Annotated in this window: 23 protein-coding genes; 8 read left to right on the top strand and 15 right to left on the bottom strand. The window is 66.1% G+C overall.

The features are described 5' to 3' along the window. Nucleotides 1–107 precede the first annotated feature (107 nt). The 3 genes from OHA40_RS25860 to OHA40_RS25850 all read right to left on the bottom strand — a co-directional run bounded on the left by OHA40_RS25860 (nt 108) and on the right by OHA40_RS25850 (nt 2,333). Nucleotides 108–467 carry a DUF4254 domain-containing protein gene (locus OHA40_RS25860; RefSeq protein WP_330234375.1) on the bottom strand — a complete coding sequence of 120 codons (360 nt, stop codon included), beginning with the start codon at nt 465–467 and terminating at the stop codon, nt 108–110. Nucleotides 468–960: 493 nt separating this feature from the next. Continuing rightward, a complete protein-coding gene (locus tag OHA40_RS25855; RefSeq protein WP_330229461.1) occupies nt 961–1,341 on the bottom strand; it encodes a DUF1304 domain-containing protein in 381 nt (126 codons plus the stop codon). Between the two features lie 176 nt (nt 1,342–1,517). Further along, nucleotides 1,518–2,333, bottom strand: a complete 816-nt coding sequence (locus OHA40_RS25850) for an amidohydrolase family protein (protein ID WP_330229460.1) — start codon at nt 2,331–2,333, stop codon at nt 1,518–1,520. 136 nt (nt 2,334–2,469) lie between these two features. Here OHA40_RS25850 and OHA40_RS25845 point away from each other — a divergent pair, with 136 nt between their 5' ends. Beyond that, complete coding sequence (locus tag OHA40_RS25845) at nt 2,470–5,898, top strand: protein kinase domain-containing protein (RefSeq protein WP_330229459.1); 3,429 nt, start codon at nt 2,470–2,472, stop codon at nt 5,896–5,898. Between the two features lie 26 nt (nt 5,899–5,924). Here the strand turns inward: OHA40_RS25845 and OHA40_RS25840 are convergent, their stop codons facing one another. From OHA40_RS25840 to OHA40_RS25830, 3 genes are all read right to left on the bottom strand, one after another. After that, nucleotides 5,925–7,214 (bottom strand): diguanylate cyclase domain-containing protein, encoded by a 1,290-nt coding sequence (locus OHA40_RS25840; RefSeq protein WP_330229458.1) that lies wholly within the window; start codon nt 7,212–7,214, stop codon nt 5,925–5,927. A 118-nt stretch (nt 7,215–7,332) separates the two neighbouring features. Next, on the bottom strand, nt 7,333–8,445 hold the full coding sequence (locus OHA40_RS25835) for a terpene synthase family protein (protein ID WP_330229457.1): 1,113 nt from the start codon (nt 8,443–8,445) through the stop codon (nt 7,333–7,335). Nucleotides 8,446–8,790: 345 nt separating this feature from the next. Next, a complete protein-coding gene (locus OHA40_RS25830) occupies nt 8,791–9,465 on the bottom strand; it encodes a PAS and ANTAR domain-containing protein (protein ID WP_330234374.1) in 675 nt (224 codons plus the stop codon). Between the two features lie 437 nt (nt 9,466–9,902). Between OHA40_RS25830 and OHA40_RS25825 the strand changes: the two genes are divergently transcribed. From OHA40_RS25825 to OHA40_RS25815, 3 genes are all read left to right on the top strand, one after another. Next, the gene (locus tag OHA40_RS25825) at nt 9,903–10,763 is read left to right on the top strand and encodes a helix-turn-helix domain-containing protein (RefSeq protein WP_330229456.1); all 861 of its coding nucleotides are present in this window, start codon (nt 9,903–9,905) and stop codon (nt 10,761–10,763) included. A gap of 75 nt (nt 10,764–10,838) precedes the next feature. Next, nucleotides 10,839–12,227, top strand: coding sequence for an APC family permease (locus tag OHA40_RS25820; protein ID WP_330229455.1), 1,389 nt, complete (start codon nt 10,839–10,841; stop codon nt 12,225–12,227). Between the two features lie 92 nt (nt 12,228–12,319). Continuing rightward, on the top strand, nt 12,320–12,817 hold the full coding sequence (locus OHA40_RS25815; protein ID WP_330229454.1) for a hypothetical protein: 498 nt from the start codon (nt 12,320–12,322) through the stop codon (nt 12,815–12,817). On the opposite strand, the gene OHA40_RS25810 is transcribed toward OHA40_RS25815, so the two are convergent. From OHA40_RS25810 to OHA40_RS25800, 3 genes are all read right to left on the bottom strand, one after another. Further along, the gene (locus OHA40_RS25810) at nt 12,818–13,270 is read right to left on the bottom strand and encodes a DUF4254 domain-containing protein (protein ID WP_330229453.1); all 453 of its coding nucleotides are present in this window, start codon (nt 13,268–13,270) and stop codon (nt 12,818–12,820) included. A gap of 543 nt (nt 13,271–13,813) precedes the next feature. Continuing rightward, nucleotides 13,814–14,974 (bottom strand): C40 family peptidase, encoded by a 1,161-nt coding sequence (locus OHA40_RS25805; protein WP_330229452.1) that lies wholly within the window; start codon nt 14,972–14,974, stop codon nt 13,814–13,816. A gap of 330 nt (nt 14,975–15,304) precedes the next feature. Next, nucleotides 15,305–16,069, bottom strand: coding sequence for an SDR family oxidoreductase (locus OHA40_RS25800; protein WP_330229451.1), 765 nt, complete (start codon nt 16,067–16,069; stop codon nt 15,305–15,307). A 65-nt stretch (nt 16,070–16,134) separates the two neighbouring features. Here OHA40_RS25800 and OHA40_RS25795 point away from each other — a divergent pair, with 65 nt between their 5' ends. Further along, nucleotides 16,135–16,485 (top strand): winged helix-turn-helix transcriptional regulator, encoded by a 351-nt coding sequence (locus tag OHA40_RS25795; RefSeq protein ID WP_330229450.1) that lies wholly within the window; start codon nt 16,135–16,137, stop codon nt 16,483–16,485. A 44-nt stretch (nt 16,486–16,529) separates the two neighbouring features. Next, the gene (locus OHA40_RS25790; protein WP_330229449.1) at nt 16,530–17,048 is read left to right on the top strand and encodes a hypothetical protein; all 519 of its coding nucleotides are present in this window, start codon (nt 16,530–16,532) and stop codon (nt 17,046–17,048) included. 35 nt (nt 17,049–17,083) lie between these two features. On the opposite strand, the gene OHA40_RS25785 is transcribed toward OHA40_RS25790, so the two are convergent. Continuing rightward, nucleotides 17,084–18,844, bottom strand: coding sequence for a sigma-54-dependent Fis family transcriptional regulator (locus OHA40_RS25785; RefSeq protein WP_330229448.1), 1,761 nt, complete (start codon nt 18,842–18,844; stop codon nt 17,084–17,086). 149 nt (nt 18,845–18,993) lie between these two features. Here OHA40_RS25785 and OHA40_RS25780 point away from each other — a divergent pair, with 149 nt between their 5' ends. Further along, nucleotides 18,994–19,941, top strand: coding sequence for a class I SAM-dependent methyltransferase (locus OHA40_RS25780; RefSeq protein WP_330229447.1), 948 nt, complete (start codon nt 18,994–18,996; stop codon nt 19,939–19,941). Between the two features lie 227 nt (nt 19,942–20,168). On the opposite strand, the gene OHA40_RS25775 is transcribed toward OHA40_RS25780, so the two are convergent. Further along, entirely contained in the window at nt 20,169–21,509 is a 1,341-nt protein-coding gene (locus tag OHA40_RS25775; RefSeq protein WP_442943814.1) for a TIGR03118 family protein, read from the bottom strand. Nucleotides 21,510–21,626: 117 nt separating this feature from the next. On the opposite strand from OHA40_RS25775, the gene OHA40_RS25770 reads away from it, so the two are divergent. Continuing rightward, nucleotides 21,627–22,124, top strand: coding sequence for a peroxynitrite isomerase (locus tag OHA40_RS25770; RefSeq protein ID WP_330229446.1), 498 nt, complete (start codon nt 21,627–21,629; stop codon nt 22,122–22,124). Between the two features lie 11 nt (nt 22,125–22,135). Here the strand turns inward: OHA40_RS25770 and OHA40_RS25765 are convergent, their stop codons facing one another. The 4 genes from OHA40_RS25765 to OHA40_RS25750 form a co-directional block, all read right to left on the bottom strand. Further along, on the bottom strand, nt 22,136–22,864 hold the full coding sequence (locus tag OHA40_RS25765; protein ID WP_330229445.1) for a hypothetical protein: 729 nt from the start codon (nt 22,862–22,864) through the stop codon (nt 22,136–22,138). Between the two features lie 129 nt (nt 22,865–22,993). Beyond that, the gene (locus OHA40_RS25760; protein WP_330229444.1) at nt 22,994–23,215 is read right to left on the bottom strand and encodes a hypothetical protein; all 222 of its coding nucleotides are present in this window, start codon (nt 23,213–23,215) and stop codon (nt 22,994–22,996) included. 570 nt (nt 23,216–23,785) lie between these two features. After that, nucleotides 23,786–24,214, bottom strand: a complete 429-nt coding sequence (locus OHA40_RS25755; protein ID WP_330229443.1) for a DUF4254 domain-containing protein — start codon at nt 24,212–24,214, stop codon at nt 23,786–23,788. Then, nucleotides 24,211–24,744: a DNA-directed RNA polymerase subunit beta gene (locus OHA40_RS25750; RefSeq protein ID WP_330229442.1), complete on the bottom strand. Its 534-nt coding sequence runs from the start codon at nt 24,742–24,744 to the stop codon at nt 24,211–24,213. Before OHA40_RS25750 ends, OHA40_RS25755 begins: the two co-directional genes overlap by 4 nt. Nucleotides 24,745–24,977 lie beyond the last annotated feature (233 nt).

Raw genomic sequence — 24,977 nt, 5'->3', positions numbered from 1 at the left:
CAGGGTGCGAGCACGGCGCGGACGTGGCCAGTCGGACAAATGACGCTGCGGGGCAATGTCACTATCGCGGACGAGACCACCGTCGCGACGAGATCATCGTCGGGGCATCACTGCTCGGGCAGACGGCGGCGGCCACCGGCCACGTCGGTTACCAGATCAGTGTAACCGTCGACGAGTTCGGCCAGCTGATACCAATGTTTGTGGGTATTGTCGCTTCGCGCGCCTTCGCTATCGATGACCTGATTCGCGTCCACCCAGCTCCGCGCCATCCGGTCCACCACCGCGCCGAGGCTCTCGGTGTGCAGCGAAGCCCCATTGCGGTGCTGCGGCATCTCCTGCGCCACCCAGTCGTTGATGTCATCGACGAGTTCCTCACGCCTGCAGTCGATTTCGGCGATGAGTGCGACGTCCTTCAGCTCGGCGCGGCGCTGATGTAGCTCGGCGAGCGCGTGTGCGGACCGTAGCAGTTCCCGATCTTGGAAACGGCGTCCCTGGAAGGCACACAATAATTGCGGCGCGGTCGGCAATGCGCCAACCGTCGGCGCGCTCACCGCCCTACTCCGAATTCACCCGACACCAACGCTCTTTGTACCAACATGATTGGCTCTCGATTCGGTTATCCCGGTCATCGGATCGGTTGTCACAACTAGGTTAGCTGGATCATGCACGTACAGGTGCAAGAACGCAAGATTGCGTCCGCCCTTCTGCGGTCAAGGGCTCCTGATGCCGCGAAATGCCCAGAGCGCACCGACCGCAATCGATTTCGGCGTCCGCTTGGCCGCGGCACCGCCGCCCGGCGACGGCCGAATCCGGTAACCGAATCCGACCAGGGCAACTCCGCTCATCGCTACTCCCGCCATCGCTCGCCGCGCCCTCTGCGGGCCTCGGTTCGTCAGTGGTGGTCGAGATCGCCACTTCGCCAGCAATGCCGCAGCGTCGCACCAGAGCCGGCCATTCGACTCACAGCTGGGTCAGAGCGGCCAGCAGCGTCAGCGCGGGCAGCGTGCCTTGGATCACTGCGCCCCTGGCGAACCGGCGGTCGTGGGCGACCAGAACCACCGCGGCGGCCAGCATCGACCCGCATCCCGTCAATACCAGCGCCCACCCCGCCTCCGGCACCGACCGCAGGAGCGCCACGCCCACCAGTGCCGTCACCGCGAGGAACAGGTTGTAGAAGCCTTGGTTGAACGCCCACGTCCGCGCCGCGGGCATCTCGCCATCAGCCATCTGAAAGATTCCCTTGTACACCTTGGGATCAGTGAACCGCACGGACTCCATGACGAAGATGCCGACGTGGAGTAGGGCGGCCGCGACCGCCAGTGCCTGGACCACCCAGAGCATGTGACCTCCTCACAAAGTGAACCGGCCGAGTGACGCCACGGATCGTGGAGTGCTCCGGCTCGAGCGCGAGGCGACTCCGGCGTGCCGAGGCATCCTATGGCCCGCGGCCGCGGCAGACCGCGCGACATGCCGTCGTCCGAGCCGTCGGCGGAATCGCTCGGCCCAGCTGTTGCGGGTCAACCCGTCAGCCCGAACACGCGACGGGCGTTGCCATCCAGGTACAGCTCGCGTGTTTCATCGTCGAGGCCGAGAGCGTCGAGGCCGTCGAGCGCGTGCTGCGGGAAGATCATCGGGTAGTTCGTGCCGAACAGCACCTTGCGGCGGCCACTACCGGACTCGAGGTATGAGACCAGCTCCGCGGGAAGACGTTTCGTCGTGTACGCCGAGGTGTCGATGACGACGTTCTCGTGCTTGCGCGCGACGGCGATCATTTCCTCCGTCCACGGATAGCCGATATGTCCGCACACGATGGTCAGTTCCGGAAAGTCGAGCGCGACCTGATCGATATACGGGATGGGGCGACCGGTCTCCGACGGCCGCAGCGGACCGGTGTGTCCCACCTGCGTACAGAACGGGAGCCCGAGGTCGACACAGGCCGCGAACAGCGGATAGAAGCGACGATCGGTCGGCGGAAGCTCCCACAACCACGGCAGCACCCGCAAGCCCTTGAATCCTTGTCCGGCGCGGCGGCGCAGTTCCCGCACCGCGTCCATCGGCCTGCGCAGATCCACCGACGCGACGGGGAACAGACGCTCCGGCGCCTCGGCGGCCCATGCCGCGACCTCGTCGTTGGAGATGAGAATCCCGTCCGGCGCGTGCCAGGCCGAGATCAGCGCTTGGTCGACGCCCGCGGCATCCATCGCATCCAAGGTGACCATCAGCGGGATGTCGCCGGTCGGGATGGTGGCGCCGGTCCACCGCCGCAGCGAGGCGAACATGTCGTGGGCGAGGAACCTCTGCGTAGGGTGTTGCGCCCAGACGTCAATGGTCATCTGCGTGATCCTGTTCGTCGCATCGGGATGGATCGCCTCCCGGTTACCGCACTCGCAATAACCAAACCGGAAGGTTCGCCAGGCATAAACTGGGTATCTATCGCAGGACCGTAGACACCCGAGGCAGAGCAGGGCAATGGCTGGTTCGGACCCGTTCGCCACAGAGCGCGATCGGCCTCCAGATATCGAGCAGGAACTGGAGGGCGCGGGTCTCGACGACCCGCAAGTGATCGGCAAGGGCGGTTTCGGCGTCGTCTACCGCTGTCGGCAGCGCGCGCTGAATCGCAGCGTCGCGGTCAAGGTCCTCACCGGACGGCCGGATCTGGAGCCGGAGAATGTCGAGCGGTTCCTGCGCGAGCAGCAGGCGATGGGCGCGCTGTCCGGCCACCCGAACATCGTGCCGATCCTGCACGTGGGCACCACCGACAGCGGACGCCCCTATCTGGTGATGCCGTATCACTCGCAGGGTTCCCTGGCCAACCGCATCCGCCGAGAGAATTTCCTGCCATGGCAAGAGGCCATCGGGATCACCATCAAGCTGGCCGGGGCCCTGGAGACCGCGCATCGCGCCGGGATTCTGCATCGCGACATCAAGCCGGACAACGTCCTGCTCACCGACTACGGCGAGCCGCAGCTCACCGACTTCGGGATCGCCCGTGTCGAAGGCGGTTTCGAGACCGCGGCCGGAGTGGTGACCGGTTCCCCGGCATTCACCGCGCCGGAGGTCCTGCGCTCGGGGGTTCCTTCGGTCGCCTCCGACGTCTATGGGCTCGGCGCGACGCTGTTCGCCATGATCACCGGCCACGCGGCGTACGAACGCCGTTCCGGCGAGCAGATCGTCGCCCAGTTCCTGCGGATCGCCGCCGATCCGCTCCCGGATCTGCGTCCCGGAGGCATCCCCGACGACGTCTGCGCCGCCATCGAGGCCAGTATGTCGCAGGAACCGGCGAACCGTCCCCGCTCGGCCACCGCGTTCGGGGAGTCGCTGCGCGGTATCCAGCGCGACAACGGCCTGCCGATCGAGAACATGACCCTGCCGACCGTCGACCATGCGGTCTCGATACAGGAGGACCTCAGCACGCGGCCGATGGCCGCCACGGCGAGGCACCCCTCGGCCCACCCCAAGACGCCGCCCACGCCCGAGACGAAGTTCCGCCCGGCGATGTCCTCCCGGCCGCTGGTCCGGCGCGACCGCCTGATGGACGCGTTGCAGACCGAGCCGCGACCACGGCTTGCCGTCATCCATGCCCCCGCCGGGTTCGGCAAGAGCACGCTGGCGGCCCAGTGGGCCAAGCGTCTCGCCGAAACCGACGGTGTCACGGTGGCGTGGTTGAACGCCGACCGCGACGACAGCAACGTGGTCTGGTTCCTCACCCACCTGATCGAGGCGTTCAACCGGGCGAGCCCGGAGCTGGCGCCCCAGTTGGCGCGGATACTCGAAGAGGGTGACGACAACGCCGCACGCTATGTGCTCAGCACGCTGATCAACAGCATCCAGGAACGCGGTGATCGGTTCGCGCTCGTCATCGACGACTGGGATCGGGTCACCGACCCGGCCGCCGTCGACGCCTTGCATTTCCTGGTCGAGCAGGGCTCGCAGCACCTGCAGATCATTCTGACCAGCCGATCGCTGGAGAGTTTGCCGCTCGGCACCATGCGCGTTCGCCATGAGATCGTCGAAATCGATGCCGCCGCATTGCGTTTCGACGCCGAGGAAGCGCGCGCGTTCCTCGCCGAGCAGAGCGGTGTCGCGCTGGCCGACAAGGAGAGCGCCGAGCTGCGCGACTGCACCGAAGGCTGGGCGGCCGGATTGCAGCTGGCTTCGCTGTCGCTGCGCGAGCACCCTGACCCCGCGACGCTGATCTCTCACCTGTCCGGCCGCCATCACACCATCGGCGAATACCTGGCCGAGAACGTGCTCGACACCGTCGAGCCGGATCTGCTCGATGTGCTACTCAAAACCTCGCTACCAGAACGGATCTGCGGGAGCCTGGCGACCGCGCTGACCGGCAAGCCGCACGGTCAGGCCGTGCTGGAGAACCTCGAACGCCGCAATCTGTTCCTGCGCCGGATCGACGAAGGCGGTGAATGGTTCCGCTACCACCATCTGTTCGCGGAGTTCCTCCGGCAGCGACTCGAACGGGACCATGCCGAGCAGGTGGCCGAACTGCATCGTGCCGCGGCCTCCTGGTTCGCCGAGCACGAAATGCTCAGCGAAGCCATCGATCACGCGCTGGCATGCGGCGACGAGAAGAAGGCCGTCGACTTCCTCGAGGCGAAGGCCCGCGCCTTGGTACAAGACGGCCAGCTCGCGACCTTCCTCGGCCTGGTCGCCAAACTTCCACCGGCGGAAGCCTGCGCACGCCCGCAACTACAGATCGGTGTCGCGTGGACGAACGCTCTCCTGCGGCGAACCACCGACCTGCACGCCGCATTGCGGCTGGTCCGGGCGTCACTCGAGAAGTCACCGGAGCCCGATCCCGATGTCGCGGTCGAGGCCGATCTCATCGAGTGTGTGGAGCACGTGTTCGCCGACCGCCCGGAAGGCGTGGACTCCGTGGTCACCCGATGCCTGGCCCGCGCCGACACGCTGGGGCCGTGGGCACTGGGCGCGGCCGCCAACCTCGCCTCGTTCTCCGCGCGTTGCCGGTTCGAGTACGACAGAGCACGCGAATGGCATGACTGGGCAGCCCCGTACTACCGGGAGACCCGCAACACGTTCAGCCTGATGTACAGCCATAGCCTGGTCGGCATCGCGGCGCGGGAACAGCTCGACGTCGCCGCGGCGGAACGCAGCTTCCGCACCGCGCTGCACATCGCCACCACCTCGTCGGGCCCGCAGTCCTACGCCGCACGGTTGGCAAGCGCTCTACTCGGCGAATTGCTCTATGAACGCGACCAGCTCGCCGCCGCGGAACGTCTGCTGGACGAGGCGGGGCGGCTGGGCACCGAGGGCGGGCCGGTCGAATTCATGATGGCCGCCTACGCCACCGGAGCCAGGATCAAGGCCCTGCGCGGTGACCTCGCGGCCGCCGCGCGCCGCCTGGACGAAGGCGCGGAGGCCGCGCGTGCCCTGAAGCTGCCGCGGCTGGCCACCCGGATCGCCAACGAGCAGGTGCGGCTCGGACTCACCGCGACATACGTCACCGAACCGCCTGCTGGTGAAGACGGCATCGCGACGATGGCCGCGGAAATGCGCGAGGATTCCGCGATCCGGATGCTGCTGCGGTCCGGAGCAGCGAAACGGGCGGCGGCCGCGGTCGCACGCGCCCAGCAGTTGCGCGACGCCATCGACACCACTCGACGCCCGCGAGCCGCGGCGCAGGCGCAGCTGCTGCTCGCCTCCTGCCTCGCGGCGGCCGGAAGGACCGACGCGGCGAAGGACGCCCTGGTGCCGGTGGTGGCCAAACACGCCGACATCGGCCTCATCCGACCGCTGCTCGATGAAGGCACGTGGATCACGTCGCTGCTGCACACCCTGAATTACGACCTCCGCGAAGGACTCTGGAAAGACGAATGGCCGATCGTCCCCCCAGCTTTCCTGCACAGGTTGACAGAACGCTGAACGATCCTTGCCGACGCCCGACCGGCTCACAACGCAGGTTGCCGGGAGGTATCCGTGTCGAGAATGTGCAGCACCCACCGGCCCTTGCCATCGGCTTTGGCGCGGTAGAGGCCCGTGTCGGCGGCATCGAGCAGCGATTCGGCATCGGCGCCCGCGACCGCGGTGACGACCGCGCCGATGCTGATGGACATGCGTAGCCGCCGGTCGCCCGCGATGATCGGATCGACCAAGGCCTCGAGCAGGCTGTTCGCCACGGCGGCCACCCGGTGGTCGCTGGCGGGCGGCGGGATCAGCGCGACGAACTCGTCACCGCCGATGCGGGCGATCAGACAACCCGAGCCACGCACACTGTCCTGCAAACGCGCGGCCACGGCGGTGAGGATCTGGTCACCTGTGCCATGGCCGTAGCGGTCGTTGACGTGCTTGAAGCGATCGATGTCGACGAAACACAACCCCGCGCGGTCCCCATTGCCCGCGCTCGCGATCATCTCGTCGATCCGTTCGATGAGATGCCGCCGGTTCGGCAGGCCGGTGAGCGGGTCGTGCCGGGCCTGCCGGTGCAGCTCCTCGCGCATCCGGTGCTGCTCGGTCACGTCTTCGCCGACCGCGAGCAGGTAGTCGCTGTGCCCGTCGGCACCCTTGACGAAGGTGATGGCGAACGCCGCCCAGCCATAGCTGTCGTCGGCGCGACGAATCCGCTGCTCCAACCGCACCGTGCCCTGCCCGGCCGGGACCAGCCGCTCGTAGACCAGCGTGCGGATGCCATCCCGGTCATTGGGATGCGCGAAGTCGTAGACCGACACTCCCCGCAGGGTGTCGACCGGGACGCCGATCATGTCGGCCAGCCCGCGGTTGGCGTCCAGCAGCGTCCCATCGGTGTCGCCGATCGCGATCGCGATGGCGGCGTTGTCGAAGACGACGCGGAACCGTTCGTCGGCTGCTCGGGTCGCTTCACCCGCCGCCTCCGCGGGCTGCTCCTCATGCGCGCGCAGGTGCGCTTCGTACCCCTGCCCCATCGCGGCGAGCAGCGCCGCGAGCCGCCGGCCGCTGGTCGGGGCGCGGTCGGCCAATTCGAACAGCGCCTGCGCGGAGGCGCTGGGGATGCCGGGGGCGACGAACCCGGCGGAGGCCAGCGCAGCGCCTACGCGAGCACCCACACCGGCGTCGAACGGTTCGGCCTCCAGGCCGGAAACCAGCTCCTCGACCAGGTCGAGCAGCAGAATCTCGGGGGCGGGAACGAACACGGAGCCACCCGTGACGGCCTGCAACGCCTGCCACCACGAGTTCGCCAGTGTGGCGAGTTCGAACTGTTCCACCGCAAACCCCCTCACCATTCAGGCCGGAGATAGCCCCCGACGCATCGTATCCACATATGTTCGATACCGTCGAGTACTGCCGCTCGGAAGTATTCCCACAGCTGGTGAGGATGCGGAACTAACCCGTGCCGTTCTCGGTGAATATCGACGCGCCCTTATAGCGCAGCGTCTTGATCTGCCAGGCCCAGGTTGCCTGCACACAGGCGACCAGATCCGCGATATGGGTCGAAACGGTGGCCGCCAGAGCCGCGTCGCTCGCTCCCACTCGATCGCATTGTTCGGCGGTGACAGCCCCGACCTGCCGGAATTCCGTGAGCCGCGCCCGAACGATCTCGCCGGCGCCGTGCACGGCGTCCTCCAGCGACCACCCGGGGTTGTTCAGCAGGACCGCGGAGATCAGATTGAAGTCCGCGAGATCGACGATGCACTCCTTTTCGAAGGAGAACACGTCGTTCATCAGCGCCCCGATCTCGACGGTCAACCTCCGCAATCGGCGGAGGTCACCGGCGAGCCCGGCACGCCGGATCCGGCCCCAGGGTAGGTAGTCGTCGCGACCGAACTCGCACAGCGCGATGGCCGGATACATCCCCGACACCTGGGCGCGCAGGTCGATGTACTCCGTCACGCTGAGCAGTCCACCGCGGGCGCGAGCGTTCTGGTCCCGGATCGCGGGCCGCAGATGATCGATGGTGGCCTCGATGAACCGGTCGAGCCATGCCGGGTCGGCGAGGGCGGACAGCATGGCGAGGAAGGCCGACGTCGAGGCCTCCACCGGGTTCGCATCGCCCGACGCCGGGCGTGTACGCAGCAGCGAGCACAGCCGGTCGACCGCGACGCGCGCCTGTCGCTGCTCGTCGTCGTCCAAGTGCCCGAACTTCTCTCGGCCGACAGTGTCGTTGAGCCAGAACAGGATCGCGTTGTAGAGACCGATGATCGTCATCCGCTCGGCGCTGATGGCGCCGGGATGCAGGTAAGGCGTCATGCTGTTGTAGTGCTCGCCACCGGGCTCGAGCCAGATCTGCTGGGCGCGGCAGAATCGCTCGACCTCCGCACACGCCTGTGCCCCGAACCGGTTCGGCCGGAAGCCCTGGCAGTAGTCGACGATGTCCCAGTCGGGCGTACTGAACATCGCTCGCAACGACCACTTCCGCTCGGCCCGCAGCAACTCCTCGTGCTGCCCACGCATCTTCACGATGTCCCGCTCGAGCGCCGATGTGTACTCACTGACCACAACGACTCCATCCCACAAATAGTTAGTACATCTAAATTGTCTCCGACTTACCTCCAGTGGGACTGGTCGAACGACCAAACCGTGGCCGATTGCATTGACCGGCCGCCTTCCGACGCGACGACGCAGCGGGCCACGCGCCGCCACGTCAGCTCGAGAGTGCGGGGCGGTCGGTGACCGGCGCGCTGCGTAAGCCGCGGTCGCACGGGCGATCCGACGGAATCGGCACGGCACGCCACCGTGGAGCGAGTCTGCGGCGGGGCCGGATTCATCTGCGGGCGAAGGTGAACCTGCTCGCGTTGTCCGAGCGGGCCACCTCGACCGAGTCCACGCAGAAGCTTCGGCCGCTCACTCCGCCGCCACGACGTCGCCGCGCATGGTCAGCAGCAGATGGTCGAAGCGGGCCCGTTGCGAGGCCGGACCGCCGCCCATGGCGGGAATCTCGTTGACCAGCTGGTGCGCCAGCGTGCGCAGCTTGACGTTGGTTTCCTGGGAACGCCATTGCAGCACCCGGAACGCCTGTTCGGCATTGATGCCGTAGACCACCATGAGCACCCCTTTGGCCTGCTCGATCACCGCCCGTGATTCGACGAGCTCGGGCAGGGTGTCATCGAGGATCTCCTGCCGGTTCTCCTCGAGCGCGTCGGACACGTCGATGAGATATCCGGTCGTGCCGACCACCAGGCCCCGGTCGTCGAACATCCGGTCGGCGACGACGATGACGTGATGGACCCGCCCGGAGGTATCGATGACGCGGTGGCGGCCGCAGAACGGCTCGCCGGTGCGCACGGCGGCGTCGATGGACCGGGCGACCAGCGCGCGGTCGTCGGGGTGCTTGTGCGCCAACAGCAACTCGGTGCTCGGTTGCGTGCTCTCGGCGGCGTAGCCGTAGACAGCCGCGGCTTCGTCCGACCATTCCCACCGCTGATCCTCGAACCAGAAGCGGAAGCTACCCACGCTCTGCGGCGTGCCCGCGACGACGCTCTCGACCGCGGAGGCGCTTGTCGGCGCGCGGTGATCCATCCTCGTCACGCGGCCATTATCCACCGGCACCGGCTCGCATCAGAGCGGAACACCAGATGAAATCGAACTGTAGCAAACTCTTCGCATCCCACAATTCTCCAGATTTTCAGCGACAAAGAGCGACATATCGCCCCTCTTCGCACACATGGCAATCAATCAGCAACGAGCCGGTGGCAACGGCAACGATGCCGCCGCACCCAGCAGTAGCCTCGCCGGGATGGCGACCACAGCGCGGCCGACGTTCGGCCCGGTTTACACCCAGGCTTCCCCGCAATCGCCTTCGCCTCGAAAAACACTGACCATAACGCGGATCACTGGAGGTAGTCTCTGTTGCTGTGCTCACGCTTTCGTCGCAGATTCGCTGCATGGGAGCGGGATTCAGGTGAGAACGCCGTAACGCGTTCCAGCAAGTGCGCAAGACCGAAAGGGTTGTTCTGATGGCAGGCAAGCGCACCGTACTGACCGTCCGGTTGCGACGTCTGGCGGCAATGCTGCACGAGATGCGCGAGTACGCCCAGCTCAGCAAAGAAGAAGTCAGCGCGAAGACCGGGATCAACGTCACCACCCTGTACCGGATCGAGACCGCGCAGGCGCGTCCGCAGCGCCGCACCCTCATGGCGATGCTCGACCTGTACCGCATCGGCGACGACCAGCGCGATGACGCACTGGAGTTGCTGTCGGACGCGTTGAAGCCCGGCATGTCGCGCGCCTACGAGGGCAGCGTGTCGGAGGTGTACGCCGCCTACATCAACTTCGAGTCCGAGGCGCTGTCCGCCCGTCACTACCAAACCTCCATCATCCCAGGGCTTTTGCAGACCTACGAGTACGCGACGGCGGTGATCGACACCTCGATGCCGAAACTGGAGGCGTCGGTCATGGAGAGCAGGGCGAGGGCCAGGATGGATCGCGCGGCCAACCTCTCCAAGGAGGAGCCGCTCGAGCTGTGGGTGGTGATGGACGAGGCCGCGATCCGGCGCACGGTCGGCGGCCCCTCGGTGATGCGCGGCCAGCTCGAGCGGCTGCTGCTGGAAACCAAGCGCAAGAACGTGATCTTGCAGATCCTGCCGTTCGACGCGGGCGCGCACCCGGGCATGGCCGGGCCCTTCACGCTGCTGGATTTCCCTGATCCCGCCGACCCCGAACTGGTCTATGTCGAGGGCATCGCGGGTGACGAGCTGATCGAGGGGCACACCGAAATCCGGCGCTTCGGCGTCATCTTCGACCAGCTGCGCGCCATGGCACTGAGCCCGCGCGACTCCGCGGCCATGATCGTGGACGCCGCGCACCGAATGGACTAGGCACACCGCGGCGCATAAGGCGACTATTTCCCCTTGGAATGGGTACCCTCGGCCTTACTGCCGAGGGGAGGACGCATGTCCGATATCGCCGTGAATCCGACAGGCCACTCCGAGCCCGAACTAAAACGGGTGATGGGGCCGGGGCTGCTGCTGCTTTTCGTCGTCGGTGACATCCTGGGCACCGGCATCTACGCGCTCACCGGCAAGGTGGCCAACGAGGTCGGCGGCGCCGTGTGGGTTCCTTTCCTCGTCGCGTTCCTGGTCGCGCTCATCACCGGTTTCAGCTATCTCGAGCTGGTCACCAAGTATCCGCACGCCGCGGGCGCCGCCCTGTACACGCACAAGGCTTTCGGCATCCATTTCCTCACCTTCATGGTCGCCTTCGCGGTGATGAGCTCCGGGATCACCTCCGCCTCCACCGCCTCGCGAGCCTTCGCGGCCAACTTCGCCGAAGCCTTCGACCTGGATATCGGCACCGGTATCGCGGTGACGGTGATCGCGCTGGTGTTCATGACGGTGGTGGCGGCGGTCAACCTGCGCGGGGTGAGCGAGGGCGTGAAGCTCAACGTGCTGCTCACCTGTGTGGAGCTGACCGGCCTGCTGATCGTCATCGGCGTCGGTTGCTGGGCGTTGGGCGTCGGCGACGGCGATTTCTCGCGCATCGTGGAATTCGACACCGGTGAGCGCAGCGCGCTCGGCGGCGTCATCGTGGCCACCACGCTCGCGTTCTTCGCCATGGTCGGGTTCGAGGACTCGGTGAACATGGCCGAGGAGTGCAAGGAACCGAGCCGGATCTTCCCGAAGGTGCTGCTCGCCGGGCTTTTGATCACGGGGCTCATCTACGTCTTGGTGTCCATCAGCGCGATCGCGCTCGTCCCCGCCGACCAACTCGGCCAGGGCGATACACCATTGCTGAAGGTGGTCGAGGTCGGCGCGCCCGACTTCCCGACGCACGTCTTCGCGTACATCACCATGTTCGCGGTCGCCAACTCGGCGCTGATCAACATGCTGATGGCCAGCCGCCTGATCTACGGGATGGCCAGGCAGGGTGTGCTGCCGCGACCGTTCGGCAATGTGGGCGAGCGGCGCCGCACCCCCTACAACGCCATTGTCTTCACCACGCTGCTCGCGCTCGGGCTCATCGTGTTCGTCGGCGAGGTGCCCGAACTCGGCGGCACCACCGCGCTGCTACTGCTGGCGGTGTTCACCGTGGTCAACGTGGCCGTCCTGGTGCTGCGGCGAGACAAGGTGGCACACAAGCACTTCCACACGCCGACGCCACTGCCCATCCTCGGCGCGGTGACCTGCGGATTCCTCGTCACACCGTTCACCGACCGCAATCCGGCGCAATACGCCATCGCGGGCGTGCTGCTGGCCATCGGTGTCGCGCTGTGGGGCCTGAACTACCTGGCCATCCGTGCCATGCGGGCGCAACCCCTGGCCACCGAGCCGCCCACGGAGTAACCGATCACGTTCTCCCACGGGTGATCACCTACTACCGGTATGTCCGGTTCTGCGGATGACTAGCGGCCGCGATGTAGGTAAGGTTGGCGCCGATGACCAGCATGGAAGCGCGTTTCGGGGACGCGACCCGAAGCGTGCCGCTCCCCAACCCGTGGAACCTGACCGCCTATTTGGCCGCAGTGGCAGCGCATCGCGGCCGCTCGATCAGCCTGCACCCCGTTCCGAAGGCGATGCTGGCCGAGACAGGCTGCGGCGGCGGCGGTCTGTGGGTAGCGCGTAAGCACGACGACATCATCGTGTACGACGCCGCGGCGACCGGCCGCAACGCCGATCACGTCATCCTGCACGAGATCGGTCACATGTTGCTCGGTCACCACAAAGACGAGGAGCGCGGTGCTCCGCTGCCACCCTCGCTGGCCGTCATCCTGCCCTCGATTTCGCCGCACTCCATCGAACATGTGCTCGGCCGTGCCGAATTCGGCACCGACCGCGAGCGGGAAGCGGAAGTCTTCGCCGACATGACCATGGTGTACGCGACATTGCCGCGACGCCGCCCTCGGGCGTCCCGGCTGTTCGGACGGGGCAAATAGTTACCAGCGGTCGTAGTGCCCCTCGGGTAGTCGCCTGGCCCCGGTGCGCAGGTCATCGATGAGATCCTGGTAGCCGTCGGCCAATTCGTCGATCTGGATCCAGGCGTCGTAGAAGACGGCGTCGGGCGCGTAGGCGAGAGCCGCGAATGCCTGGGCGACGAGCATGGCCAGGCGGTCCACCATTCGGCCCACGGTCTCGGAGTGTTCGGGCGCGGCGGGAGGCGGGATCGGCGCCGCCAAGGTGACCCAGCGGTCGATGCCGCGGACCAATTGCGCCCGTCGCCGGTCGAGTTTGTCGCACCGGCTGAGCGGTGTGCGTTCGCGAGTCCGGTGCAGCTGAGCCAATTCGCCGGCCGCCTCCAGCATCGGGTGATCTATGTGCGGTAGGCCGCGAAATGCCGCTAGCAGCAGTTCCTTTCCGGGAATCGCCCGGTCCTCGGACGTCTGATTCACCCTCAGCACCCCCATTCCGACCAGAGCGGCGGACGCGTTTCGATCACGTCCTCGATGCCTTGTCACGCCGGTGTTCCGGCACTGCCCGAACATCCACATGTGCCCAGCGTGACCCAGACCGAAGCCCTCCGCGTCCATTTCACGCAGTTTCGCTCACACGACACGCCCATCCATCGGACTTCCAGCGCCCTCGTACGACCCCCAAGCCATGGCAAACATCCAGTGACCTTGTGTTTTTCGAAGACAGATCCGCTTTTCCGGCAACTACGCCCAGCCGGGTCGACACGCCAGCCAATCTCCGGCGAGTCGGGCAAATGCCGCTTGATGGGCACGCAGGCGCGGTGGCCCCGGTTCCCGGCAGTTGGCCGCCCAGCAACCGGCGAGCGCGCAAACGAATGCGTCGACGACCGCCTCGGGCAGCGTCGCGAGTCACCGGGTGGCTGGCGAGAATCGGGCACCATCGAATTGCGGTGCACCCCTTGATCCGACCGGATCACCGCCATAGTCCAGCTGGGTGATCGGCCGACACCGCGGGCGGACCCGTCAGGATGCCCTGTCGGCCGCAGAGGATGGCGGCCTGACGACGCCGACGAGCGATCCTGAGTTCATGGAATAACTCTGGTTCTGCAGACGATCACTGGAATTTCCTTCGATCGTGTTGATTCGGCCGGTTCTGGGGTCCACGGATTCCACGATGCCCACATGGTCCGGGGTTCCATCGCCCTCCCAGTCGAAGATGATCATGTCCCCTCTCTGGGCACTCGATATATGCGCCGCCAATCCCAAGTGTTTGGCGTCGTTCCAGATGGCGGGCACGTAATTCTTGTTGCTCCAGTCGACGTTGTAACCGGACTGATCCCACACCCAGGTGGAGAAGGCCGCGCACCATGCGTCGTTGATGTTGTAGGGGGCTTTGTAAAGTTTGCCGTCCGGGCCGCGGAACACCGGGATATTGTTGCCGCCGCTTTCGGTAACACCGAGCCTCAGCTGCTCCTGCGCCTTCGCGACAATATCGTCCCGGCTTCCGTTACCGGGGGCGATTTTGGCCGTGCTCGGGGCCTGCGCCCACGGCCCCTGGCTCCCGACATCCGGCGCGCTACCGTAAGGGTTGCGGGGGAGGTCCGGCATCAGATCGTAGATATTCTTGGCGTCCCTTTGCATGCCCCTGTCCGCGTCCTCGATCCGGTCGTGCACAGCGTCCACTGCCTCCGCAATCAGGCGCAGCAACCGGACTTCCTCGGCGACGGTCAGGTACAGGTTGCCATCTGGCCACCGAGTCACCTGATGCTCCCCACTCAGCTCGGCTTTGAGCTCGTCCACGATTCCGATCACGTCCTGGAACGCCTTGTTCGACGTGTCGAAGCTCGCGATGGCGCTTTGATTGACACTGCCGTTATACGTTCGCAGTTGCTCCGCTCTCTCCTGGATTTTGCCGCTATTCTCGCCGTAGCCGTCGGTCATCACCGACGCTTTCGGCTGGAGCTTCTGAGCACCGTCCTCGGTGAGCTTGCGCCCTTCCTTGCTGAGCAGCTCGTTCTCCGCCAGCCAAGCGATCATGTCCGGCTGCCCGCCGTCGAAACCGGACGCGAACAGCACGATCGAACGCTGCATGTATTCTTCCGCCAGGTCGACGACCGCTTTGAGCCCCTCTTTGGCGTAGGCGGGATACGGAAGATCGATCTCGATGTCTTCGAAGGTCGTCATGCACGCCCTCCACCCGACCAGGTCCACACGACCGGTCTCCGCGAGCCAACGAACAGCATCCGCAACCTCACTTGCCCATGGCCGCCGGACGCCGTGGCGGCATACTCCCTATGCTCCACTGAGTATCGGACATTCCCACCATTAGTAATTCGCACCACTCGGCCCGTCGTTCGAGCGCCACGCGGCACATAACTGCAGCCACTGCACGGCCATCGGGTTGATCAATGGCCGCCACGACAGGCGGTTCGCGGAGCGCAGCGCGACATGGCGTGACGAAAGGTACGCAGCACCGACCGCGGGCCAGATGGACCGGCGCGCTTGCCCAGCCGTTCAGGAGGCGGTTTCTCGCTCGTCGAGATAGTCCTGACCGCCGACGTATGTGGTGTGTCCGGGATCGGCCGGGCTGGTGGTGGCGAGGGCGACGGCGGTGGCGAACTCCGTGACAGTGGGCAAGGTGCCCTGATTTCGGCGGGCGGTGACGGCGTCGGGGTTTCGGCGCTCCAGAAGCTGGACGATGATCGTGCCGTCGATCATGTCGCCGGAAACGACGTGCAAGGTCACGCCGCGGGCGCTGAGTTCGGGGATCATGGCGCGCAGGGCATCCTCACCCGCGCGTTTGCTCGCGGCGATGGGCTCGTATTCGGCGGGGACCGGCTTGCGGCCGTAGAAGTGCGCCTGATGACTGGTCACGAAGACGATTCCGGAGCCGGATGACATGTGCGGCAAGGCAAGTCGCACCAGTCGTTCCTGCGCGTCGCGGTTCAGTGCCATCGCGTAGCCGGGACCCGCATGCAGCTCGAGACCGCCGGAGGCGTTGAGCACCAGCACGTCGAGGCGGCCGAACTCCGCGGCGATCCCGGCGATCAGCGCGCGGGCCGAATCCGGGTCGGCGATATCGGCGCCCGCCGTGGACGCGCTGCCGCCCCCCTCCCGGATCGAGTCGGCCAGACGCTCGGCCCGCGTGACCTTCTCGCGGTAGTTGATCACCGCGTGGTCACCTCGCGCGGCGAGCACCCGTGCGGTCTCCGCGCCGATACCCCGGGACGCGCCCGTGATCAGAACGATTCGCCGTCCGGTCGTGTCGTCCACGGTCACCCTTTCGATCGCGCCGGGCCACTCCGGCGCACGCTTCTAATTCAGAATCACTATGCTGATTCTAAATGAGAAGCGCAAACGAACCGAAGCCGCCGCGCGGCAGGGACGACCCGGCGAACGCGCCGCTGCTGGCCACGATGGACCTGCTCGGCCAACGCTGGATGCTGCGCATCCTGTGGGAGCTGGAACCCGACCGCCTGGGCTTCCTCGAATTGCGCCGCCGCATGGGCAACTGCTCGTCGAGCATGCTCTCGGTGCGACTGCAACACTTGCAATCCGCGGGCCTGATCGCGAAGAACCCCGACAAGTCCTACGAATTGACCACCGCGGGCAGCGAACTCGGCACCGCACTCGGCTCGCTCTGGGACTGGTCCCGCCGCTGGCGGGTAACCCCGACCGACACACAGGCCGACTGATTTCCCGCGCATCCGCAGAAACCCATAGAAAGGCTGGCTCCCCAGTGACCACCCCAGACGAGACCATGGCCGCCATCACCAGTGCGGTCGCGCTCGGCCACGACGGCCGCCCGGATGACGCGCGCGAGGCGCTGCTCGCCCTCTGGTCCTCGCTCGGGCCGCAGGGCGATCCGCTACATCGCTGCGCCCTCGCCCACTATCTGGCCGACCTGTACGACGACGCCGCCGAGGCGCTCACCTGGGACATCCGCGCGCTGGACGCCGCCGACAGCCTCACCGACGATCGCGCGCAGAGCTATGACGCGGCACTGCAGGTGGCCGCCTTCTATCCGTCACTGCATCTCAACCTCGCCGACAACTACCGCAGGCTCGGCTCGTTCGAGGCCGCGCAGCGCGAGATCGACGCCGCCAACACCCGTCTGCATACCCTCGCCGACGACGGTTATGGCGCCATGATTCGCGCAGCGGTCGAGGAAGTCGCGGCTGCTATCCGCGAACGGCGCACCGAACGCCGGGCGTCGGCACCGACCGGGGGCCGGCCGGGATCGGGTGTACGACAATGACCGGGCTGTTTCATCGATCGAAGCAGTCGGCTCGGCTACTCGATGCCGAAGTCCTTGATCCTGCGATAGATGGTGGCCCGCGACATCCCTAGTGCCGCTGCGGCTTCGGTCTTGTTGCCGCCGTTCTCCGCCAGGCTGCGCACGATCGCGTCGCGTTCCAGCGCCTCGATCCGGCTCAGTTTGCGCCGAGTCAGCGACCGGCATTCCGGCGGAAGGTTATCGACGTGGATCAGGCCGGATCGTTGCCGGGACACGGTTTTCGCCAGCACCCTGCGTAGTTCGGCGACGTTGCCCGGCCACGATAGTTTGCCGAGCTGGCGCATCGCGTCCGGGGCGAGCCGGATGTCGGTGCCCTTGGCCAGCTCGCGCAGCAGGAAGGGGACCAGGTCCTCGAGGTCTTCGATACGGTGCCGGAGTGCGGGCACGCCGACAGTGTGGGTGAACAGCGGCTGCACCGAATCGAGGGCAGTAGTGGACGTGGCCGAATGCGTTGTTGCCGCGATCCATCCACGACCAGCGCACGCCTGGAGGATGTTGGCGATTGGATTGATCGACTCGGCCGGCAGACGGTCCATTTCTGTGATCACAACGCTGAAATCGCTGTCGCTGGTTTTGGTTCTCAGCGCGGCCAGCAGGCTCGCTGTGTCGGCGAAGTCGGCCATCCGCAGCACCCGGGCCATTGTGCCGGGGGTGACGTACGCAACGACAGACTCCGCGAGTTTTGTTCGTCCGGAACCCTTTTCGCCATCGATGACCACCCATTCACGATCCCGGCAGCACCTCTCGATCTGCTGGCAACTGCGCCGCCACGAGCTGCTCCTACCGGCGACACCGGGCAATGCGGGCGTACCGTGCACGACCGGGTGTTGCACCACGCGGTCGGTTGCCAACTGAACGTGCAGGACCATGTTGAGGCTGTTGCGTATCGAAATACGTTCGACTGCGGTCACTCTCGCGATCCGGCCGCTCGGTAGCGGGGCGAGGACGGTATCGACCGCCCCGGGGCGGCCCAGGTCGGCCGAATATTGCAGCAATGCCGCTTGATCGTGGGTATTGAGAGCATGGCGCAGAAACTGGTTCATCAACACCACGTCGCGACCGATCGCGAGCACGCCGAGCGGATACCGGCGGCATTGGCGCCGATACGCCTCCAGCAGCGCCGTCTCGGTTTCGCTGGCGAGGGCGCCCAGCCGGTCCTGGATCTGGCTGCTCGCACTGTTGGCGAGGGCGAGCATCAGCGGATCGGACCGGCTGGCCCAGCAGGTGAGATCGATGACGCCGATCATCGAGCCCGTCATCGGGTGGCGAATGGGCGAGCCCGCACACGCGAGCCGGCCGAGCGTGCCCAGATAATGTTCGCCGCCGCGAATGAACGTCGGGGTGGCCGTCTCCAGTGTGGTGCCGATTCCGTTGGTGCCGACGAAGTCCTCCGCATAGCTGTAGCCGGGAGCGAGTTGCACACCGTCGAGCGTGCGCATGATCGTGGCATCGGACTCGTGGCGCTCGAGCAAGAGCCCGTCCGACGAGGTCAGGATGACACTGACCGACTGGTCGGCCAGGTCGCTCGCGAGCCGCCGCAGCACGGGTGACGCGGCGTTCACCAGTGGGGAGTCGAGGTTCGGATCCCGCACATAGGGCAGCTCCACACGGTCGGAGTGGATCTGCAGGGCACGCGATCGGTACCAAGAGTCGAGCACAGTGTCCCGCACTCGCGGGCGATCGGGCGAACCCGCGGTGAGGAATTGTTCGCGTGCCTTCTCCAGGCTCACAGGGCTCTCGGCCCGAGGATCCGGCATCACCTCGTAACCTCGGCGCTTGTCGCTATCCATGGTGGCGGCCGTCTTGGTGAATGACGTGTCTCAGATTGACACGGTCAGTTTATCGCTTTCGCTGTGTCATAGGCACAGGAGAGAAGTGCTTCGACCGGCAAACCAGGAGAAGGCGTGTGAGTCAGCAGACCCTCAGCAAGGCCCATCGAAAGATCACCGACCTGTCGTGGGAGCCGACCTTCGCCGAGGTCCGGTCCCGCACCGAGCTGCCGGATGAGTTCTTCACGCTGTTCCTCGACCCGACCCGTACCTACAGTTGCGCGTTCTGGACCCACCCGGACGACACCCTGGAACAAGCCCAGCGGGCGAAGATCGACCTCGCCTTGGCCAAGTGCGACCTGCGCCCGGGGATGACCTTGTTGGATGTCGGTTGTGGCTGGGGGTCGACCATGACGCGCGCCATGGACACCTACGGGGCAAATGCGATCGGTCTGACTTCCAGCCGTAACCAGTACCGGTATGTGCGGAATCTGCTCGTCGACCGGCTGGTCCGGGGACGTCCATACGGTGGGGTGCGGCAGCAAGGCTGGGAGGGATTCGACCGCCGAGTGGACCGGATCGTGTGCATCGGTGCGCTGGAACACATGAGCCGGGACCGATACGGCGAATTCTTCGATTTCGCGTACCGGATCATGCCAGCCGACGGGGTGCTGCTGTTGCAGACCGTCGTCAGCTACGACCGCGGCCATTTACGTGCGCAAGGCACGCGCCTCACAAGGACCGATTTCGCGTTCCTGCGGTTCCTGCGTGAGACCATCTTCTCTGGTGGCCAGCTCACGGCACCGACCGGTCACATTCCGAAGGGAATTACCGAGTACGCGGAGGATGCCGGGTTCACCGTCACCGGCATCCAGAAGCTGGGACGGCACTACACCACCACACTGGAGTACTGGGTCTCCGCTCTCCGTGAGCACCGCGACCGGGCGATCGAGCTCGCCGGGCAAGACACCTACAACGCTTACCTCAGGTATCTGACCGGGTCCGCGGACTATTTCCGCCGCGGCTACATCGACGTCGCGCAATTCATCTGCGCCAAACCCGGCGCTGCAACCCGGCTGCGGTGAGCGTGCCCGCGGAACTTCGGGTCGGCGCCCGCCGAGCCAGCGCGGCGACGTTGGTGCAGCTGCGCCGACACCAATCAACGGTCGAGCGATTCACCCCGCCGGGACGGCCTGGTAGCTGTCAGTCGGCCGTTCGCGAGCGGCGCACCGAGCGCCGGGCGTCGGCGCCGACCGGGGCCGATAACGCAACAACGGCCCGCCCCGGATGGTGCGGGCCGCTGCGAAACCAGCTACTTCAAGCGGAGCCTGCCGAACAGGCCGTCCTTCTCGTCGCCGGGTCCGGCAGTGAAATACAGCGAGTCGGCGTCGCCGAGGCTATCGCCGTTGCCGAACATCAGCGCCCATAGACCTTCGATCGCCACCGGCTTGCCGTCGGCGTCGCGCAAGTAGTCGGCGAACTTGCCGGTGGCGTCGTCGTAGGCGAGCACGTGTCCGGCGCCGCCGAAGTTGCCGACGAGAAGCTTGCCGCTGAGCGGGCCGAAGCCCTCCGGCGCGACGGTCACCGCCCACGGCGCGTTCAGGCGCTTGCCGTCGCCGAGGATGCGCACCAGTTTGCCGTCGGCGTCGAACTCGGCGAGCTTGCCCTTGTCCGGTCGACCGCCCGCTGCCTGCTCTTGATCTTTGTCCAGCGAATCCTCTTCGCCCGCATCGAACGCGGTCGCGTCCGCTCGGTCTGCCTTGGTGGTGGCGTAGGCGACGAAAACGCGGTTGCCGACCGTCGAAACGTTGAATGGCGCGGGATCGCCGGGCTCGGCCTTCCTGCCCTTCTCCGGCGCGGCCGGGTCGATCGCGTCACCGGTGGCGAACGGGTTGGCGAAGCCGGTGGTGGGAACCAGCTGCCAGTCCTTGTCGAACGTCCGGACCTGCGGTTCGGCGCCGAAATCGGCGGCGAGCAGCTTGTCCCCCGATGGTGTCAGCGCGATTCCGAGGAACTGCATGCCCTGCGGCTGCCCGTCGAAGACCAGGTTGGCCGGGCCGTCATGACGCACGATGCGGTCTTCGAAGTCCAGCTCGGTCCATGCCGAGATCTTGCCGGAGTCGGTGGCGACGATGAAGCGCGCCGAGCCGTTCAGCGGGCCGCCTTCCGCCTCGACCGGCTGGTCGTGCACGTAGAACAGATCAGAGGTGATCGGCGCCGGATTGAACACGACGCCGGTGGTCTTGCCCGCGCTGGCATCCGAGGTGTCGGCGTCGGCGCCGGGAATGGTGACGATCTTCAACCCGTCCTGGAAGAGTTTCTGCACCTGGGCGTCCGACGACTCGGTGACGTCGCCGACGAACTGGAACGACTTTCCGCCCGCGCCGACCCAGAAGTGCCCGCCCGCGCCCTTGGGTCGATTGGCGAGACCCCATGCGTTCACCAGGTCGGGGAAGGTGAACTGCGCCTTGTACTCCGCGTCATTGGCGGCCAGATTGGTCTGAACGTAATTGTTGCCGTCGAGGGCGGGCGTCTCGTCGGGCCTCGAGTCCGAGCAAGCTGCCGCGAGAAGCAGCGTGAGGCCGAGCGCCGACGCGCGCAGCAGACAATTTCCGCGGCGCGACCGGCGCAACTCATTCCAACGTCCGTTCAACTTTACTGTTCCTTTCCAGCACACACACTCTGGCGCTAAGGTTAAGCTAACCTTAGCGTCGCGCAATTTCGGGGAGTCTACGAGCGCTATCCGGAGCACGGGTTTAGTCTGTTCGCCGTGGTCGAACCCCAGCCCTCCATTGCTCCACATCCGGACATCGCTCCGCTCGCTCCACTGCTCGGCATTTGGCGCGGAAACGGCCGGGGTGAATACCCGACCATCCAGCCCTTCGGCTATGTCGAGGAAATCCGGTTCGGCCACCTCGGCCGCCCCTTCCTCACCTACCGGCAGAAGACCCGCGCCAGCGACGACGGCAGGCCGCTGCACGCCGAAACCGGCTATCTGCGCTGTCCGCGTCCCGACCGCGTCGAACTGATCCTTGCTCATCCCACCGGGATCACCGAAATCTGCGAGGGCTCACTGGCCGTCGAAGACGGCACCCTGCGCCTGGAATTGGACTCCACCGGCATCGGCCGCAGCAGCACCGCGAAACTCGTCACCGCCCTCGGCCGCTCGATCCACCTGTCCGGCGACACCATCGACTACACCCTGCGCATGGCGGCGGTCGGCGAGCCATTGCAGCACCACCTCGCCGCCACCTTGCGGCGGGACTGAGCGCGCGGGCTTCATACCTCCAGAATCCCCGGATTCTGTACATACTCCTGTCGCTGAGGCATGGGGGCTGGCCGGGGCGGGACGAGCTCCATGGAAAATTTGGGAAACTCCGGCGGCCTCGGTAGAGCCGTCTCGAGGCCCAACTCCCTCTTCGCACGAGAGACGGCGTCGTAGGCTTGTCTGAGCGCTTGATCTACGGCACCGGCAAGCTTGAGTTCAGCAAACGACGTGAGATTACCACCGGCTGAAGGGCGTTCGGTGTAAGAGGCAGGCAGCACAAGCACGGCCGCGTTCAACACGTCCTGCAACCGATAGACTATTTCTTGGAGTTCTTTCAGAGCCGCCGAACCTACGGTGGCGGCTCGTTGCGCGATGGTGAAGTTCGTCCCGTCGGTGCCTTGCCAGCCCGCCGAATGACCCTGCAGAACATTCTGGGAGGTCGAAAGCGCTGTGGCGGCGAATCCGGTCAGACCGACCGCCTCGCCCTCCGGCAGCGAGGGCGGAGGCGCCGCCGGTGGAGGTATCGGTGGGGGGACTGCGTATTCCGGGGTACCCAGAATTTCGGCCAGAGCCTGGAAGACCTTTCGGGCGCCGACGAAATAGTCGGCCAGAACCTTCGATGCCCCGGGCGGAGGGTCGAGCGGCGGCACCTGCCAGCCCTCGGGCTTCGGCTTCGATCCGGGTGGAGTAGGCGGCTCGCCCGGGGATGGCGACGGCGTGGGATCGGAGTCGATCTGCATCAAGTCACCTTCCTCGACGGGTTGAGGATTCGAGTTCACAGTCTTGCACCCGAACCGGTACCGGACTTCCCAGCAACGGCGGACCTGGTCGGCTCGCTCATGTCGAGACTCTGGGCCCGGACGCCCACGTCACCGAGACTGCAGATACAGGCGTTCACACGGCAGCCTCGGATACTGGCTCGCGTCATCGGTGCAGACCTGGACCGGATCATGCCAGTGCTTGTCTCGCCACTCCTGGACGAAGACACTCGCGGCGGTGACGCATGCCCGGAAGTCCAGCCGCAACCCGTGCAGGAAGATCGACAGGTGAACGTCCGCTTCCTGCGGCCTCGGCGAATTGTCAGCGGTCATGGCCGACCCTCGCTGTCGGCCATCCCACGGCCCGCGCGGCACGAGGTCGAATCCGGGCCGGTTGGACGGCGTCTGACGAGGCGCGTCCCGTGTGACAGTTGAGACACTCGCCCTCCTTCGGATCCGTCCAGGTTGCCGGGGTGATGCCGGGTAGCGGACTCATATGGCCTACCGCGCCGGATTGAACCGGACATTACGAGCAGATTGCCGAGGCGAACACCGAGCGAGTTCGACATTGCCGAACGCCCAGAGTGGTCTGGGTCACTCGTCGCGCTATCGAACGGCGACCGAGGGGGTTATGACGCAGGTCACATACCTCGGAGGTGATGCCGTGGAGCAATCACCAGGTGTTCGACATTGTCGAATCGATGCTTTGCGGATTTGTTTCCGGTATTGCCCGTCTATTGACCTGGTTGCGGTAACCCAGTTGCCGCCCCACCCGAGGGCGACCCTGTTGCCGTCCAGCACCGCTTGCCGGAGATGGTCCTTCAACTGACGGGCGACGCAATGGGATGCTCCGGTGAATGCGATGTGCGCGAGTACCCACAATCGAATCCGCGCCTTGGCGAACTAGAACGCGTTCGGCAAGCGGCGACGTCCGGCGGTCAGCTCAGTGGCCAGGTCCTCATAAGCGATGGCCAGTTCGGCCAGACGCTCCCAGGCGAACCACAGGTCCCAGTCCGCCTCGGCGGCCAGGGCCGCGTGTGCGGTGACGCTGAGGTGGGCGAGGCGGTCGATCACCGCGCCCAGAGACTCGGTGTGGAGGTAGGCGCCGCCGCGGGCGGAAGGCAAGCGCACCTCGGACCAGCGGTCGATATCCCGGACCAGGCGGGCACGGCACTCGTCGATATCGCGCACAGCTGTACGGTCCGCGCCGAGTCGACGGACGTGCAGGTCGGCTAGAGCGCGGGCGCGCAGCAGCACCGGATGATCCGGTGGCGGCTCGCCCTTCCGGCAGGCTTGCAGCAGTTGACTTCTCGTCGGGAGGACATCGTTCACGACCGCGCCTCGCCCGGGTTCGGCTCCGCCGCGCGCGATGGCGCGTTATCTCGGATCACTCGCTGACGCTCACCGACGACGCTCCGGCCCGCGCAGGTCAGCACGCAATCCACGATCACCGCGCCGGACGGGCGGAAGGTGTCCCGGGGTGCCACCACCCAGCGGCGGAAGCCGCCGTTCGCGTCGGCGGGGGACGGCAGCGCTATTTCGCCGCCGAATGGCACGACGGAGACGTCGAGCCGGAACAGGGCCGCGAACAGTCGCGTGTCGTCGGGGAGATCTGGTCGGCACAGGAAAGTCCAGCGGCGCGAACGGATATGCGCGACGACCGGACCCAGCGGGTGGCCCCGAAAAAGCATGTCGTCTCGCACCCATTGCCCCATCCGGTCGGGCATCGTGATCCCGCCGACCACGCCTGCCTTGACGACGATCCGCCCGATCTCCGGATGTATCCCCGCGGGCAGTCCACAGGTGCGGCGGTAAAAGGCGCAGCGGGACGCGGGTGTATCCGCGAATGCCGCATGGTTCATTCGCCAGCCTCGATTCAATTGGTCCGATAAGAGCAAATGCCCGATCGCTGGACCTGGAACCGTTGTCGCGGTTAAGGTTTCAGCACTTCTTCGATTCGGACCGGGCGCGTTCAGTAGAGCACCGGATATTGCTGGGCGGGAACGTAATCAGTTGTGGAATCGGGCGGAAACCGCCCAGGTTCCAAGGATCCCCGCCAAAAGGTTCCAGTTAGCTACCTGGCCACTAGTTTGGC

Source organism: Nocardia sp. NBC_00508, from assembly GCF_036346875.1.
Taxonomy (GTDB): domain Bacteria; phylum Actinomycetota; class Actinomycetes; order Mycobacteriales; family Mycobacteriaceae; genus Nocardia.
The sequence above is the reverse complement of the archived record's forward strand: the minus strand, read 5'-3'. Positions and strand labels throughout refer to the sequence as shown.